Origin of the sequence: Natrinema saccharevitans (assembly GCF_001953745.1) — an archaeon.
Lineage (GTDB): Archaea > Halobacteriota > Halobacteria > Halobacteriales > Natrialbaceae > Natrinema > Natrinema saccharevitans.
This window is the reverse complement of the sequence record NZ_LWLN01000001.1, coordinates 360,366-374,996: the sequence shown is the minus strand read 5'-3', so window position 1 is coordinate 374,996 and position 14,631 is coordinate 360,366. Positions and strand designations below refer to the sequence as shown.

10 protein-coding genes are annotated in these 14,631 nt (G+C 70.2%); 6 read left to right on the top strand and 4 right to left on the bottom strand.

Features of this window, described 5'->3' with window-relative positions; translation table 11 throughout:
* Positions 1–80 precede the first annotated feature (80 nt).
* Complete coding sequence (locus A6E15_RS01900; protein WP_076143153.1) at positions 81–497, top strand: hypothetical protein; 417 nt, start codon at positions 81–83, stop codon at positions 495–497.
* A gap of 44 nt (positions 498–541) precedes the next feature.
* Positions 542–901 carry a hypothetical protein gene (locus tag A6E15_RS01895; RefSeq protein WP_076143152.1) on the top strand — a complete coding sequence of 120 codons (360 nt, stop codon included), beginning with the start codon at positions 542–544 and terminating at the stop codon, positions 899–901.
* A gap of 96 nt (positions 902–997) precedes the next feature.
* Here A6E15_RS01895 and A6E15_RS01890 read toward each other — a convergent pair whose 3' ends face one another.
* Positions 998–1,402: a CBS domain-containing protein gene (locus A6E15_RS01890; RefSeq protein ID WP_076143151.1), complete on the bottom strand. Its 405-nt coding sequence runs from the start codon at positions 1,400–1,402 to the stop codon at positions 998–1,000.
* Positions 1,403–1,531: 129 nt separating this feature from the next.
* Between A6E15_RS01890 and A6E15_RS01885 the strand changes: the two genes are divergently transcribed.
* Genes A6E15_RS01885 through A6E15_RS01875 form a run of 3 tightly spaced genes read left to right on the top strand, consistent with a single transcriptional unit; the run spans position 1,532 to position 8,586 of the window.
* Complete coding sequence (locus A6E15_RS01885) at positions 1,532–3,796, top strand: PD-(D/E)XK nuclease family protein (RefSeq protein ID WP_076143150.1); 2,265 nt, start codon at positions 1,532–1,534, stop codon at positions 3,794–3,796.
* A complete protein-coding gene (locus A6E15_RS01880; protein WP_076143149.1) occupies positions 3,789–4,841 on the top strand; it encodes a PD-(D/E)XK nuclease family protein in 1,053 nt (350 codons plus the stop codon). Before A6E15_RS01885 ends, A6E15_RS01880 begins: the two co-directional genes overlap by 8 nt.
* Positions 4,834–8,586, top strand: coding sequence for an ATP-dependent DNA helicase (locus tag A6E15_RS01875; RefSeq protein WP_076143148.1), 3,753 nt, complete (start codon positions 4,834–4,836; stop codon positions 8,584–8,586). The genes A6E15_RS01880 and A6E15_RS01875 overlap by 8 nt, the downstream gene beginning before the upstream one ends.
* A 39-nt stretch (positions 8,587–8,625) precedes the next feature.
* Here the strand turns inward: A6E15_RS01875 and folP are convergent, their stop codons facing one another.
* The 3 genes from folP to A6E15_RS01860 form a co-directional block, all read right to left on the bottom strand.
* Positions 8,626–11,163, bottom strand: coding sequence for a dihydropteroate synthase (gene folP / locus A6E15_RS01870; RefSeq protein WP_076143147.1), 2,538 nt, complete (start codon positions 11,161–11,163; stop codon positions 8,626–8,628).
* A gap of 301 nt (positions 11,164–11,464) precedes the next feature.
* Positions 11,465–11,707, bottom strand: coding sequence for a hypothetical protein (locus A6E15_RS01865; RefSeq protein ID WP_076143146.1), 243 nt, complete (start codon positions 11,705–11,707; stop codon positions 11,465–11,467).
* A 189-nt stretch (positions 11,708–11,896) separates the two neighbouring features.
* Positions 11,897–12,676 (bottom strand): ABC transporter ATP-binding protein, encoded by a 780-nt coding sequence (locus A6E15_RS01860; RefSeq protein ID WP_076143145.1) that lies wholly within the window; start codon positions 12,674–12,676, stop codon positions 11,897–11,899.
* A 163-nt stretch (positions 12,677–12,839) separates the two neighbouring features.
* Here A6E15_RS01860 and A6E15_RS01855 point away from each other — a divergent pair, with 163 nt between their 5' ends.
* Entirely contained in the window at positions 12,840–14,513 is a 1,674-nt protein-coding gene (locus tag A6E15_RS01855; protein ID WP_076143144.1) for a hypothetical protein, read from the top strand.
* Positions 14,514–14,631: the final 118 nt, after the last annotated feature.

Sequence of the window (14,631 nt, the reverse complement as noted above, 5' to 3'; positions counted from 1 at the left end):
CACCGCGCCGACACGCGGCCGCCCTCGTCGGGGCTCGACAGCGAACAGTATAACTTCGTTCCGTCGGAACCGCTCGAGCGATGAGTGGACCGAAGACCGTCGTTCGCCGCGGGTTCGCAGGCGGCGGCGTCGCGACCCTGTTGTTGGCCGGACTGTTCGTCGTCGGCGGTGAGTCGGGAGCGGTTTCGACGCTGGTCCCGGCCGGGTGGCTCGGTGCCGTCGGCGTCACGCTCCTCCTCGCGGGGACGCGGGAGCGACTCGCGATCGCCGGACGACCCGTCGGCTGGCCCCGCGTGGCCGCCGTCGGCGTCTGCCTCCTCGCCGCGGGCTGTGGCGGGTTCGGCCTCACCCAGCTCGACGAGTTCGCCACCGGAAGCGTGCCGTGGCTGCTCACGGCCGCGCTAACGGTCTTCGTGATGGGGTATTTCGGCTGGTTCGCCCGAGAGTGCTGGACCGGCGGGCGGTTGCTGGACGAGGAGACCTTCGCGGTCGAGTGACGGCCGGGCGTACAGCCAAGGGGACTGGCACCTACTCTCGACATATGGACGGAAACGACACAGACGCCGGCGAGCCGCCGGCGACCGAGGAGGCGCGGACGGACTCGTTCGACCTCGAGGACGCAGAGCGGGTCCGAATCGGCGTCACGCGAGGGGAACTGGACCTCGAGATGGGGCCGCCGCGGGAGTATCCGGACCGGGCCGATATCTCGGTGCGGCCCGAAGCGGGGGACCACCACCGGGTCGTGATGAGTATCGACGCGATGGCGGGAGACCACGCGACCGGCCACGCGGACGTCGAACTGACGCCGGCGGAGGCGCGGCGGTTGCGAGAACGGTTGGGGGAGGTCGTCCGCTGGATGACCGAAGACGACGCGCTCGAGGAAGACGCCGATTCGGCGTGACGGGATCGGCCCGCCGAGTTCGGACCACGGACTGGCGTTCGCGTGGCCGTTCGTGGGCAAAGGACGGAGAATCCGTCGGATTCCGAACCGGAGAGGCTATTCGGGACTCGGCGACTGGACGCGCGAGACGTAGCCGGCCAGATCCGATGTCGAGACCATCCCGATGACGCCCTCGTCCTCGTCGACGACGGGAATGTGGTGGAAACCCCGTTCGACCATCACGTCTGCGGCGTCGCGGATGGTATCTTGTGCCCCGGCGGTGACGACGTCCGTACTCATGTAGGTCGAGACCGGCGTCTGGTCCTTCGGCTTTCGCTCGGCGACGATCCGGACGAAGTCGGTCGTCGTCAGGATCCCCTCGAGCCGATTATTATCGTCGACGACGACGACCGAGCCGATCCCGTTGTCGAGCATCTCGCCTGCAGCGTCCTCGACGAGCGTGTCCGGCGCGACCGTATAGACATCCGTTGACATGACTCGCGCGACGAAAATGTCTTCCATACCGTATGGTATTCGGTAGACAATATAAGAATTGTCGGACTGCGGAAGGCAGCCGAACTACCACCGAGCGACTGGACGGACGAGTAACCCACATTTAAATACGAAATCGACCGTACAGGGTGACGTGTCATGCCGTCCCCGCCCGCCCTCGAGGGAACGTGCAAACTCCTTCCCGCGCCCGCGCCCAGCGATACCCTCCTCGCGGCCGTCGCCGACGAGTACGCCGCTCTCGCCGACGACCACGGCCCGCGGAACGTGCTGGTGCTGAAGCGACATCCGGCGGGGCTGGCGTCGCTGACCGAAGCGCTGGCCGACGCACCACTCGAGCGCGCCGACGGCCCCCGCTCGCCCCGCGTCGAGTCCCTGCCGGAACACGCCTCCAAGACCGTCGAGGCGTACGACCCGACGCTCGATCGCCTCGAGTACGAGGAACGCATCGAGCTGATCTCGCTGGTGATCGACGGCGCGAGCCGATCCGTCCCCGACTACCTCGAGCGCGCGGCCGACCACGAGGGGTTTTCCCGCGACGTGGGGCAGCTCCTGCTCGAGGCGACCCGCCAGCGGATTCGCCTCGCGGACCTCGAGGACCCCCACGACTGTCTGGCCTTCCTCTACGCGATGAACGACCGGTTCCACGACGAACTCACAGACCGAGGCTACGTCGAGCGGGCGGACGTGATCCCGCGCGCCGTGGACCTGCTCGCGGCCGACGCCGACGGCCTGCGGTCACGCGTGACGGCCTCGTTCGACGCCGTGCTGGCCGTCGAGTTCGAGGAGTACCGCCGGCTCGACCGACGCTATCTCGCCGCGCTGTCGGCGGACGCCGACCTCGTCTGTCTCGGCGAGCGCCACGCCAGCGTCGAGCGGACGCGGGTCGAACCCGGCCGGGTCGCCGACGTCGCGGCCGAGGCCGGCCTCGCGGTCGAGCCGCTCGAGCCGCCGAGAGCGAACGCCGACGGGCCGCCACACCGGGCGATCACGCGGTTCCTCGCGACCGACGAGGTGCCGACTCGGAGCGCGGAGTCCGGCGGTGACGCCGGATCGGCGGCCGCCGCGTCGGCGGAATCGGAGCCGACCGGCCGGGCACGCCGGCTCCGGACCGACACCGCTCGCGAACAGGCTCGAGCGGTCGCCACCGAGATCCAGTCGCTGCGCGACCGCCACGGCTGGCCGTTCGACGAGTTCGCCGTCGCCGTCCCGCGGATCGAGCGCGTCCCCGAGACCAGACGGCGGCTCCGCGAGGCCGGCGTCCCGACGGCGACGATCGGTACCCCGTCGCTGGCCGAAGATCCCGCCGTCAACGAACTCTACGCGGTCGTCACCTGTCAGTGCGAACGGGAGCGAGACGGCGACGCCATCGAGCGAGCCGACGCCGATCCCGTCGGACCCGAGCGGGACCGGCCTGACTCGGTCGCCGCCTCGCTGGATCGGCTCCGGGCCCGTGTGCCGGCGTTCTCGACGGATTTGCTCGCCGAAACCGCCGGCTCGAGCGTCCGGCGCTCGCTCGAGCGCTGGATCCGGCGGACGGACCTGAAAGGACGGATCGCCCGCGAAGAGGACTGGGTCGACGCCCGCGAGGGGTACGAGGGCGTCCGTCGCGTCCTCGAGATCGCCGCGTTCGTCGAGGAGACGGACCTCGTGGGGCCGGACTGGCAGGGGCTGCGTCGGATGCTCCGGCGGACGATCCAGTACGACGCGCCGTACGTGCATTCGGTCGAAACGCGGCCGCCGACCGGCGGCGTCACCGTCTGTGCCGCCGACGACCTCAAGTACGACTCGCGGCGGGCGGTCTTTCTGCTCGATCTGATCGACGAGACCTACCCCGGCGAGCAGTTCCTCACCCAGCTGTTCCCCGGTGCGTGGCTGCGGTCGATGCCGAGCTACCCCGCGGTCACCGATCCGTCGGTCGACGCGATCGCCGACACCTTCGCGACCGTCGACGCCGACGACGTCGGCGACCCCTTCGAGACCTACCACGCCCAGCGGTCCCGACGCTGGCTCGCACTCGGCGCTCGAGCCGCCGAACGGGCCCTCTATCTGTGTTCCTACGAGCGCGGCTCGGGCGGCCTGCGCCGGACCCACGACGAGTCGCGGTACCTGCAGCTGATCGACGCGACGCCCGGGCTCGCCCTCGAGTCCGTCGACGCGACGGCCGGGGCGGCGATCCACGGCGAGACCGACGCCGTCGAGGCGCTGCTTTCCCAGCCGCGGGGCGAACTCGAGCGGCTCCTCCGGGAGGCGAGTACCGGCGGCGAGGCCGACCTCGGCGAGACCGAGATGCTGTTCGAGGAGATCGCGGTCGTCCTCGAGGACGGCGATATCGACCCGGAACTCGCCGAGGCGGTCCGGTCGCAGTTCGAGTTCGCCGCCGGCGAGGTGGTCCGGGATGAGTGACGACGACGCAGGAGTCGTTCCCACGCTCTCCGCGGACGGTCTCCGGACCGGACTCCGCTGTCCCCGGCAGTACGAGTTCGCCCACGTCCACGACCTCGCGGGCGAGACGGCGGCGGTCGACGACCGGGTCGACCTGCTGCGGACGGCACTCTGTGACGCGCTCCGGAACGCCGATGCGGACCGCGAAGCACTCGAGTCGGTCGCCGCGGACCGGCTGGCGACCCTGTGGGCCGACCACGACGAGCGCTTTCATTCGGCGACCCAGCGCCGTCACGAGCGCCGCGTCCTCGAGGCGACGGCCGCCGCGTACGTCGAGGCCGTCGGCGCCGACCACGCCGCGGGGATCGAGCGGCTCGAGGCCGAAGCGACCGGCGGCGAACTCGTCGGGCCGGGGCTCCCGCTCTCGAGTACGGTCGAGCCGCCGGGGACCGAGCGCGGGGACGGAGCGGCGTCGACTCCCGAGTCGGTGCGGATCGATGCGCCGATCGACTACGTCACCACCGACGGCTCGTCGCTCGTCGGCGTTCGGTTCGTGCCGACGGTCGCGCCGCTCGGCCTCCTCCGGTACCGATCGGACTGGGAGGGCGACGTCGCTTCCCTCTTTACCGATCACTTCGACCCCGAATCGGCCGCGTTCGACCCCGCTCCCGTCGGCGCGCTCCTCGAGACCGCCGTCGTCCTCGACGGCCTCCGCGGGCTCCGCGACCGGCTCGAGTTGGGCGATCGGACCTGCCGATACGTGCAGATTCCGCTGGCCGACCGGTCGGGGACGGCGGTGAACTGGGTCCGCGACGACGTCGAGACGAGCCTCGAGATCGTCGACCTGACCGACGGCTACGTCGATCACCACACCTTCGGGATGACCCACGAGCATCGCAACGAGACCGTCGACGCCCGGCTCGCGGCGGTCGCTGCCGAGCTGGTTTCGGGGCCGTACGACCCCGCGGAGCGGTGGACGGCGATCGAGGATCACGCTTGCCCGACGTGTGACTACACCGTCTGCTGTCAGGACTACGTCGCTCGGGAGGTGGAATTCGATGGCTGAGGACCGCCGCGACGGTCGCGACGACCCCGATCGCGATCCCGGCGACGGGCTCGACCCGACAGCCGACCGCGGGACGTCCCGATCCGACGCCGGCGACGCGTTCGCTGCCGGCGTCGACCCCAAGGGGAACCAGCGGGCGGTCATCGAGAGCGACGCGGCCTGTACCTCCGTCGACGCGGGGGCCGGCACCGGAAAAACGACGACCATGCTGTTGCGGATCGAACGCGCCATCGAGCGCGGCGACGTCGACCCCGAGGACGTCCTCGTGTTGACTTTCGCCAACGAGGCCGCCGCGAGCATCCGCGACGCGGTCGCCGAGCGGCTCTCGCCCGACGCCGCCGCGGCGATCGACGTCTACACCTACCACTCCTTCTGTTACCGGCTCGTCCGCGAGTACGCCTACTACCTCGGCTACGCGCCCGACTTCGAGGTCGTCACCGAGCGCAAACGTCGCCGGATCGTCGGCCGGCTGCTCGCGAGCAACGATTACGACTTCGCGGCCGCCTCGGCCCGCCCGGACGAGGGGACGGCCGACCTCGCCGACGCGGTCGACGGCTTCATCGCTTCGATGAGCCGAGAGGGGATCACCCCCGAGCGGCTCCGGTCGGCGCTGCCGCCGGTCCGGACCCTCGAGCTGTGTGCCGAGTTCGTCCTCTGGCTCGAGCGGACCGCCGACGCGGACCTCTCGTTCGACAACGAGGCGCTGCGGTGGTTCAGCGACGAGATCCACCTCGAGACCGCCCGCGAGTCGCTCGTCGACTACGGCAAGCTCATCGAGTACTGCCGGGAGAAGATCGCCGAAGCGCCCGACGCGTTCCGAGAAGCGGACGTGGTTCGGGACATCGACCGCTACCTGCGGGCGCTCCAGACCTGCGTGACGAACGCGATCGAGGCGCTCGACCTCGAGGAGCCGACCACGAAACACCTCCCGCGGGCGCTGTTCGGCAACGAGATCTGGGGGTCGGCCACGGAGCGACTCGAGCAGACCCCCTTCGGGCGACTCAAACACTACGTCGAGTTCCTCCGGCTGGCCCGCCACTACACCGACGTCTACGCGGACTACCACGACCACCTCGGGGCCGAACGGGCGCTCGACTTCGACGAGCTGGTGCGGACGGCGACGACGTTGCTCGAGGATGACGGGGTCGCTCCGGAGATCACCGGCCAGTGGACGCAGGTCTACTGTGACGAGTTTCAAGATACCGACGCGACCCAGTTTTCGTTACTGACCGAACTCACCGACGGCCCCGACCGGCCGGACCTGCTCGCGATCGGCGACAAGGACCAGGCGATCTACGGCTGGCGCGGCACCGACCGCGAGGGACTCGACCGGCTGGCGACGACCGCGGACGACCACCGCGGGATCGAACTCGAACTCAACTTCCGCTCGAGACAGGAGATCCTCGCGCTGACCAACGCCTGCGACTACGCCCACCAGTCCTCGAAGACGCTGCGGGAGAACGGCCGAACCGAGGGGACCTACGACGAGGTCGACCCGCCGGATCGGGTCGTCAAAGTCGAGAGCGACGAGATCCCCCAGCCGACGCCGGCGCAGGTTGCGACGACGGTCTCGCGGCTCCTCAACGGCGAGGCCGAGAACGTTTCCCGGCGCTCGCTGGGGGATCTCGCCGTGATCGTCCGGACCAACCGCCACGCGCAGGCGGTGGCAGACGAACTCCGATCGCTGCGGATCCCCCACGAGGTGTCGGGCTCGCCGCGGGGGGAGGTCGCGCCCGGCCTGCAGACGGCGCTGTCGTACCTCCGAGTGCTGGTCGATCCGGGGGCGGACGCCCACCTCCGGCGCGTGTTACTCTATCGGTACCGGTTCTCCGAGCGCGATCTGGCGGCGCTCCAGCGACGGGACGGCTCGCTGTACGACGCCGTGACCGCCGCCGAGCCAGCGGCGCTCGATCTCGAGGCCCCCGACCGCCTCGAGACGGTCCGGGACCACCTCTCGACCCTCGAGGAGTACCGCGACGTCTACCCGCTGTCGGGGTTCGTGCGGCGGTTCAGGGAGCTGACTCGACTCGAGTGGTTCTGCACGGGCGAAGAGCGATCGGCGTTCGATCGCATCGAGCGGTTCGTCGAGGCCTACGAGTCCGACGGCGTCGTCCAGTCGCTCTCGAGCGAGTTCGTGGACGCGCTCGCGGCGACGCTTCGAAGCGGCGGGAGCGACCGCACCCGGGGGAGCCGCTCCGAGGACTGCGTCGACGTGATGACGGTCCACCAGGCGAAGGGCCTCGAGTTCGACACCGTCCTCGTCCCCTTCCTCTCGGACGAGGAGTGGTGCGTCGAGGGCGACTACGCCGACCGGGCCCGGGACCGGCTGCTGGCGGCGACGCTCGACGACGACGTCGACTCGCCGCTGTTGGCCGATCTGGCCGCCGAATCGGTCGCCGAGGAGTGGCGGGTCCTCCACGTCGCGCTCACCCGCGCGGCCAACCACCTGTTTCTCTTCGGGGCCGAGTACGAGTACGACCCGGTCGACGGGCTCGCGGCCGCGACCGCCGACGCCTGTCTGGCCGACGGGATCGCGTGGTCGGTGACCGGCCGACGGATGGACCTCTGGTCGTCGCTGACCGAGAGTTTCGAGCGGGTCCGGGAGACCTACCCCGAAACCGTGGTCGATCGCACCGACGAGATCGCCGCCTCGGCCGGCGAGACCCCCGGCACGATCACCTACTACGCCGGCTACGGCGACCGCCCCGTCGAACCGCTCGAGACCAGCGCGGCGATCGAGACGGTCCACCGACTAGGCCGACAACTCCGGGACGGATCGTTACTGCCCGCCGCCGACGCCGCGAGCCACGGCGCGCTCGAGGCGGCCGGGGACGGCCGGGCGGTGCCGAGCGGTCGCCGCCCGTCGGCGCTGACGGTCGACACCGTCCGGTTCCCCGTCGAGACGCTCGCGACCGCGACCGAGCTGCCCGTCGCGATGCGACACAGCTACTCCGCGATGGACACCCACGGGACCTGTCCGCGCAAGCACTACCTCGATCACGTCGTCCGGGCGTTCGACGATCCGCCGGCGGCGGGCGCGACGGGCGCGACAGCGGACGGCGCGGACGGGGGCGCGGCGGAAGCCGACGACGCGGCCTCGCGGCTCGTCGGTACCGTCTTCCACGACGTCGCCGAGGAGGCGTTCCATCGCGAGTACGCCGGCCGCGAGGCCTGGCGCGAGGCCGCCGTCCGCCAGCTCACCGCGCGGGACCTGCTCGCGTACCGCGAGCCCGTCCTGACCTGCATCGACCGCTACTTCGCGGCGACCGCGCCCGCGTACGACCGGCCGGTCGCCGACTGGGACCCGCTGGCCGCGGAACTGCCCTTCTCGCTCGAGGACGTCGCGGACGTGCGCGGGGACGTGGTCGGCTACGTCGACTCGGTCCGGCGGCTCCCCGACGGCGGACTCGCCGTGCTGGACTACAAAGCCACCGCCGACCGGATCGCACCCGAGGACGCCCTCCAGCTGGCGCTGTATCTACGGGCCTGCGAGCGGCGCTTCGACGAACCGATCGCCGCGGTCGGCTACGTCTACGTCGGCGACGTCGACGGCCCTCGCGTCGACATGTTCGATCCCGAGGAGCTGCCGGCCTGGGAATCGGTCCGCGAGACGCTCGCGGCGATCGACGAGCCATCGTTCGCGGAGACGACGCCGGGCGACCACTGCCGGCACTGTCCGCACCGGTCGCTGGGCTGTGGGCCAGACGGGTGGACGCCGGACGCGAGCGTTTCGGGCGACGATTGACGAGCGAACGAATCAGTCCGAGAGAAACGGCGGGTGTTCCTACGAGTCCCAGCTGAAACGCTCCGGATCGCGCGCGGCCAGCGCCGTCCGGACCGCGGCGACGTTCTCGGCCACGTCGTGGACCCGGACGATATCGGCCCCGCGGTCGGTCGCCAGCGCCGTCGCCGCGACGGTCGCCTCGAGTCGGTCGCCGCCCTCGCGGGCGACTTTGGCGAACATGGACTTGTGGGAGTGCCCGAAGAGGACGGGACAGCCGAGCGCCCGGAACTCGTCGATCCGATCGAGCAGTTCGAAGTTCTCGGCGGCGGACTTGCCGAAGCCGATGCCGGGGTCGACGACGATCTGCTCGCGGTCGAGACCCGCCTTCTCGGCGAGTAACACGCGTTCGGAGAGCTGGTCGATCACGTCCGCGACCACATCGTCGTAGTCGACGTCGCGATCGGGGACGACCGGCGCGTCGATGCTGTGCATCACGACCAGGGCCGCGTCGTGGTCCGCGGCGACGAACCGCATCTCGGGGTCCTCGAGCCCGGAGACGTCGTTGACGATGTCCGCGCCGGCCTCGAGCGCGGCGTCGGCGACCGCGGCGCGGCGCGTGTCGACGGAGAGCAGGGCGTCGAGGTCGGCGATCCGCTCGATGACGGGCACCACGCGCTCGAGTTCCTCGTCGACCGACACGGGGTCAGCACCGGGGCGGGTCGACTCGCCGCCGATGTCGATGATATCGACGTCGTTTTCCACCATCGTTTCGGCGCGGGCCACCGCGTCCTCGAGAGCGTCGTACTCGCCGCCGTCGTGGAAGCTGTCGGGCGTGACGTTCAGGATGCCCATGACGGCCGTCCGGTCGGTCCAGGGATAGGCGCGACTCGAGCCGTCGTCGCCGGTGGCCGATCGCGGCCGATCGGCAGTCCGATCCCCCGCCTCGGTTCCGGACTCGTCGGCGGCGTCGATCTCGAGCGTTGCTCGCAGTTCGCGGGCCACGTCGGCCAGCCCGTGGGGTCGCGAGCGAGCCTCGAGAGCCTCGACGAGGGACTCGAACTGCGCCACGGTGCCCATCAGGACGGCGTCGACGGCCTCGTCGTCGCGCTCGAGGCCCGAGAGGGCACACTCGCCGCCGAGCCGTAGCAACTCCTCCTTGAGGACCGTCGCCTGTCGATCCCGTAGTGCCGTCCTGACGACACGGTGGACGGCGTCGCCGTCCAGTCGTTCGACGTCGCCCGTGGCGACGTTTGCCTCCGCGAGGGTGTCGCGGGCGTCCGAGCGATCCCGGATCCGCTTGGGAACGTCGGTGCGGGTCCACCGGGAACGGGCCTCCGCGACCGCGAACAGCGAGCCGGTCACGAGGACGCAGTCGTCGCCGTCGGCCTCGGCCAACGCGGTCGCCAGCGCGTCCTGGACGGCGGCTTCGGTCCGGACGCGGCCGGCACCGGCGTCGGCGAAGGCCTCGGCGAGGACCGCCGGGTCCTCGGCCCGGTCCAGCGTCGGCTCGGTCGTCACGACCGAGGTCGGCGTCGGCAGAGTCGCGGCCATCTCGCGGTGGTCCTTGTCGTGCATCGCGCCGAAGACGAGGTGGAGGTCGTCGTAGTCGTAGGTCTCGAGCGTCGCCGCGAGCCCCTCGCAGGCGCCGGGGTTGTGCGCCCCGTCGAGGACGACCAGCGGTTCGGTGTCCAGCACCTCGAACCGGCCCGGCCAGTGGGCGCTGCGCAGGCCGCGCTCGAGATCGGTCTCGGAGACGTCGCCGGCCTGTCGGGCGAGGGCGGCCGCGATCCCGGCGTTGACGGCCTGGTGTTCGCCCAGCAGCGGAATCGACGTCTCGAGGTCCCAGCCGTCGGCGTCGATCGAGACGGCGGCTTCGGTGTGGTTGGTCCGGCCGCCGTAAGCGACGCGGACATCTAGCGCGGTGGGTTCCGATCCCCCCTCGGGCGACGGGCCGACGGTGACCACGTCGCTGGCGACCTCCCGGACCGCCGCCAGCGCGTCCCCGGTCGTCCCGGTCACGAGCGGCGTGTTTGCCGGCGCGACGTGGGCCTTGTCGCGGGCGATCTCCGCGACGGTGTCGCCGAGGATGCCGGTGTGTTCCAGCGTGACGCTGGTGACCGCGCTGGCGACCGGGTCGACGACGCTGGTGGCGTCGTACTTGCCGCCGATGCCGACCTCGAGGACGGCGATATCGACGTCCTCGCGACCGAACTGCCACAGCGCCATGGCCGTCATCGTCTCGAAGAAGGTCGGCGACTCGCCGTCGGCACCGCGGGTCGTCACGTACTCGCGAACGGCGTCGACGAACTCGCAGACGGCCGCTCGAGACATTTTCCGACCGTCGACGCGGACGCGTTCCCGCAGGTCCTCGAGGTGGGGAGAGGTGTAGAGACCGACGGAGTAGCCGGCTTCCCGCAGCGTTCGCTCGAGCATTCGGGCCGTACTTCCCTTCCCGTTGGAGCCGGCGATCTGGACGCAGTCGACATCGTCGTGGGGGGACCCGAGGTGGGCGAGCAGCCGGGCCGTCGACTCGGTGCCCGGCTTCGGGCGGAACCGCCGCAGATCGAATAAGAAGTCCGCCGCCTCGTGATACTCCATACGAATCCACAGCACCCGGTCGTTTTAGAGTATTCCGTTCGCGGACCGCTCGCGTCGCCTCGAGGCGGCCGTCGCGGCACTCCGTCCCCGGAACGGTCCCGATATATTCGGGGGAAGATCGACCCCGTCGGCCCGTCTCTCGGCCGGCACAGTCGGGCAGCCGGCACGATGAACGCGAGTCGCCCGATCAGATCGCCGTTCGCGGCGCTATTCGACGCTCGAGCATCGATCGGTGTCGCGGCCGTCGGCGTCGTGACGACCGACTCGGCTCCCGACCGGACTCGAGGCGGCGACGGAAGCGTCACGCGCCCTGTAATCCGGTGGGCGGACGGAAGAACAACCCGTCGAGCACGGCCAGCAAAGCGATGGCAACGCCACCGAGCAGGGTCGCCTCGGTGGGGAGATCGAGGACCTGCCCGACGAGCGCCGCGACCGTCAGCGCCGTCGGGATCAGTCCGAGCAGGAGGTCATATCGGTCGATCGTCGAGAGGTGGTCGGCGATGTGAGCAACCGTATCGAACCCAGTGATGTCTCTCAGTACCATCGATTCACACCTCCGGACGAACGTACAACGGCCGAATACTAAAAACCACGGGGAATCGAACGCCACAGAACGAACTTCAGCACTGCTACGTCGTTTTTAGCACGTCTCGTGTGGAGCCCCATCGCCGCGATCCCATCGTGGCGGCGCAGGGAGACGGGCGATCGGCGACGGACCGATCGACTCACAGGATCACTTCGCGGACGGTTCGGCCGCCACCTCGTCGTCGTGGTCACGAGTGATCTCGAGGAAGGCGTCTTCCAGACTGCGGGCGTCGCCGGTTTCGGCGCGGGTCTTGAGCCGGTCGGGGTCGTCCTCGGCGACGAGTGCGCCGTCGTGGAGGACGCCGATCGTGTCGGCCAGTTCGTCGACGACGGGGAGGATGTGCGTCGAGAGGAAGATGGTCATCTCGCGGTCGGCGAGGTCGGCGATGGTGTCGCGCATCGTCCGGGCCGCGCGGGGGTCGAGCCCGCTCGTCGGCTCGTCGAGGAAGGCCACGTCGGGCTCGTGCAACACCGCCTGGATGACGCCGACCTTCTGGCGCATCCCCTTCGAGTAGTCCTCGATGCGCTTGTTCGCGTCCGCGAGCAGGTCGAACCGCTCGAGCAGCGATTCGATTCGGTCGGTCGCCTCGCCCTCGGGCATGTCGCGCAGCCCGGCGGCGTACTCGAGCTGTTCCCGGCCGGTGAGTTCGTCGTAGACCGGCGGTTCCTCGGGCAGGTAGCCGATGTGGGGGGTGACCGACTCGCGGTCGACGATCGAGCGGCCGGCGACGCTCGCCGCTCCTGCGGTCGGCTTCGTCAGCGTCGTCAGTATTCGCATCGTGGTCGTCTTCCCCGCGCCGTTGGGGCCGAGAAAGCCGTAGACGGTGCCGCGCTCGACTTGCATCGTCAGGTCGTCGACCGCCGTCGTTTCGCCGTACCGTTTCGTCAGGCCGTCGGTTTCGATAGCGAGGGCGTCGGCAGGGCTCATAGGCGTCCTTTCGCGCCGGTATAATTAAACGTATGTCACAAGTACCGGTCGCCGAACGCCGCGGTGATGACAGAAACCGAATATTTTACTGGGTGGGTCACGCGGATCCGACCATGAGACCCGTCCGTCCTCACGCGCTGCGATCGACTCGAGGTGATCGCTGATGGGGCAGGTCGCGATCGTGCGTACGATTACCGAAACGGAGTTCCGGCGGACAGCTCGTGCCATCGTGGACAACCGGACGCGACTGTTACTGATCGCGGTCGCCCTGTTGATCGCGCTGGGGCCGATCACGGCGGTCGGCGTCCTCTTCCTGCCGGAGCTGGGCGAGCGCGCCGCCGCCGGCTCGCTGTCCGCGTCCGGCACCGCGACGGTCACCGAGTTCGTCACCGGTGGGACGGCGCTTCTCTGGCTGTTTCTGGTCGTCATGTCCGTCATGCGGGCGGTCACGACGACCGCCGACGTCGACGAACCGGCCTTTCTCCTGTTGTCGACGTCGGTCCGCAACGCCGTCGTCGGTCTCGTCGGTGCCGAGATCGCGCGCTTTCTGGTCTGGGTACTGCTGCCGGCGGTGGCGTTCGCCGCGGCGTTTGCCGCCGGTGCGGGGACCGTCTCGCCCGTTCTCGTCGCGCCGCTTTTTCTGGTTGTGATCATCGCGACCGCCGTCCCGGTCGGGTTCGCCGTCGGCGTCTGGATCCGGCACCTGATCACCGCCTACGAACCGATCGCCAGATACCGGACGCTGCTGTTCGCCGCCTTCTGGGTCGCGTACTTCGGCGTGATCATGACCGGGGGAATCAACGAGATCGCGGCGACGCTCTTTCGACACCTGCAGGCCAGCCCGCTGGGCTGGCCCGGTCACCTGCTACTGGTCGGCGTCCCCGTCGTCGATCCGTCGGTAGCCGCGATCGGCGGCGCGGCCGTCGGCTCGCTGCTCGTCGTCGGTATCGCCCTCATCGTCGGGACGGCCGGCGCACGGACCCACTGGTTCGCCGATCCGGCCCGAACCGAGGATGACGACCCCGAACCGACCGGGGAACGAGCCGACGACCGGCTCACTGGAGCCCTCTCGAGCGTCCTCACGCGACCAGTCCGAACCGTGACCGTGACGGCGATCCGACGGACGAAGCGCTCGCCGATCCGGCTCGCGTACGTCGGCTACCCGCTTTTGGGCGCGCTGGGGTTCGTCCAGCAGATCATCGAAGCCGGGACCGTCCCGTCGTTCATGGTCGCGCTGTTCTGTCTGTACGTCGTCTGGGCGGCCGGCGCGCTGTTCACGCTCAACCCGCTGGGCGACCTCGGCCCGGCGCTACCCGCCGTCGTCACCTCGACGCTCACCGGCCGGGACGCGATCCGCGGCCGGATCGTCGCCGCCGCCCTCGTCGCCGTCCCGTTCGCAGCGCTCGTCCCGCTCGTCCTCGGGGCCGTCAGTCCCCTCTCGCTCGAGCGGACCGCCGTCCTCGTCGCCGGCACCGTCATCGGGGCGGTCGTCACGCCGGCGCTGGCGTCCGGGATCGGCTCGGCGTTCCCCCGCTTCGGCAGCGTCAGCGTGACCAACAACCGCGAGGCGGTGATGCCGAGCAAGACCGCCTTCCTCGTCTACACGCTGGCGATCGCGCTGCCGGCGATCGCGGCCGCCGTCCTCTACCTCGAGGCTCCGGAGACGATCGCCGGCCTGCTCCGGGCCGCGGCCGCGTTGACGCCGCTGCCCGACGTCGAGGTCTCGGCCCGAGCGATCACGATCGGGGCCTGGCTCGTGCTGGTCGCCGGCCTGCTCGCGCCGCCGCTGTCCTACCGCTACGCCGTCGAGCGCTTCGACTGGTACGACTTCGAGTGAGCGGCGTCGGTCGATCAACCACCGCACCGGTTCCGGCCCCGTCTCCGCTACGGGAGACACGAGGCCGACAGCGCCGCTGCGCTTGGCCGGACCGGAAAGAAAGCACACCGCGTCAGAA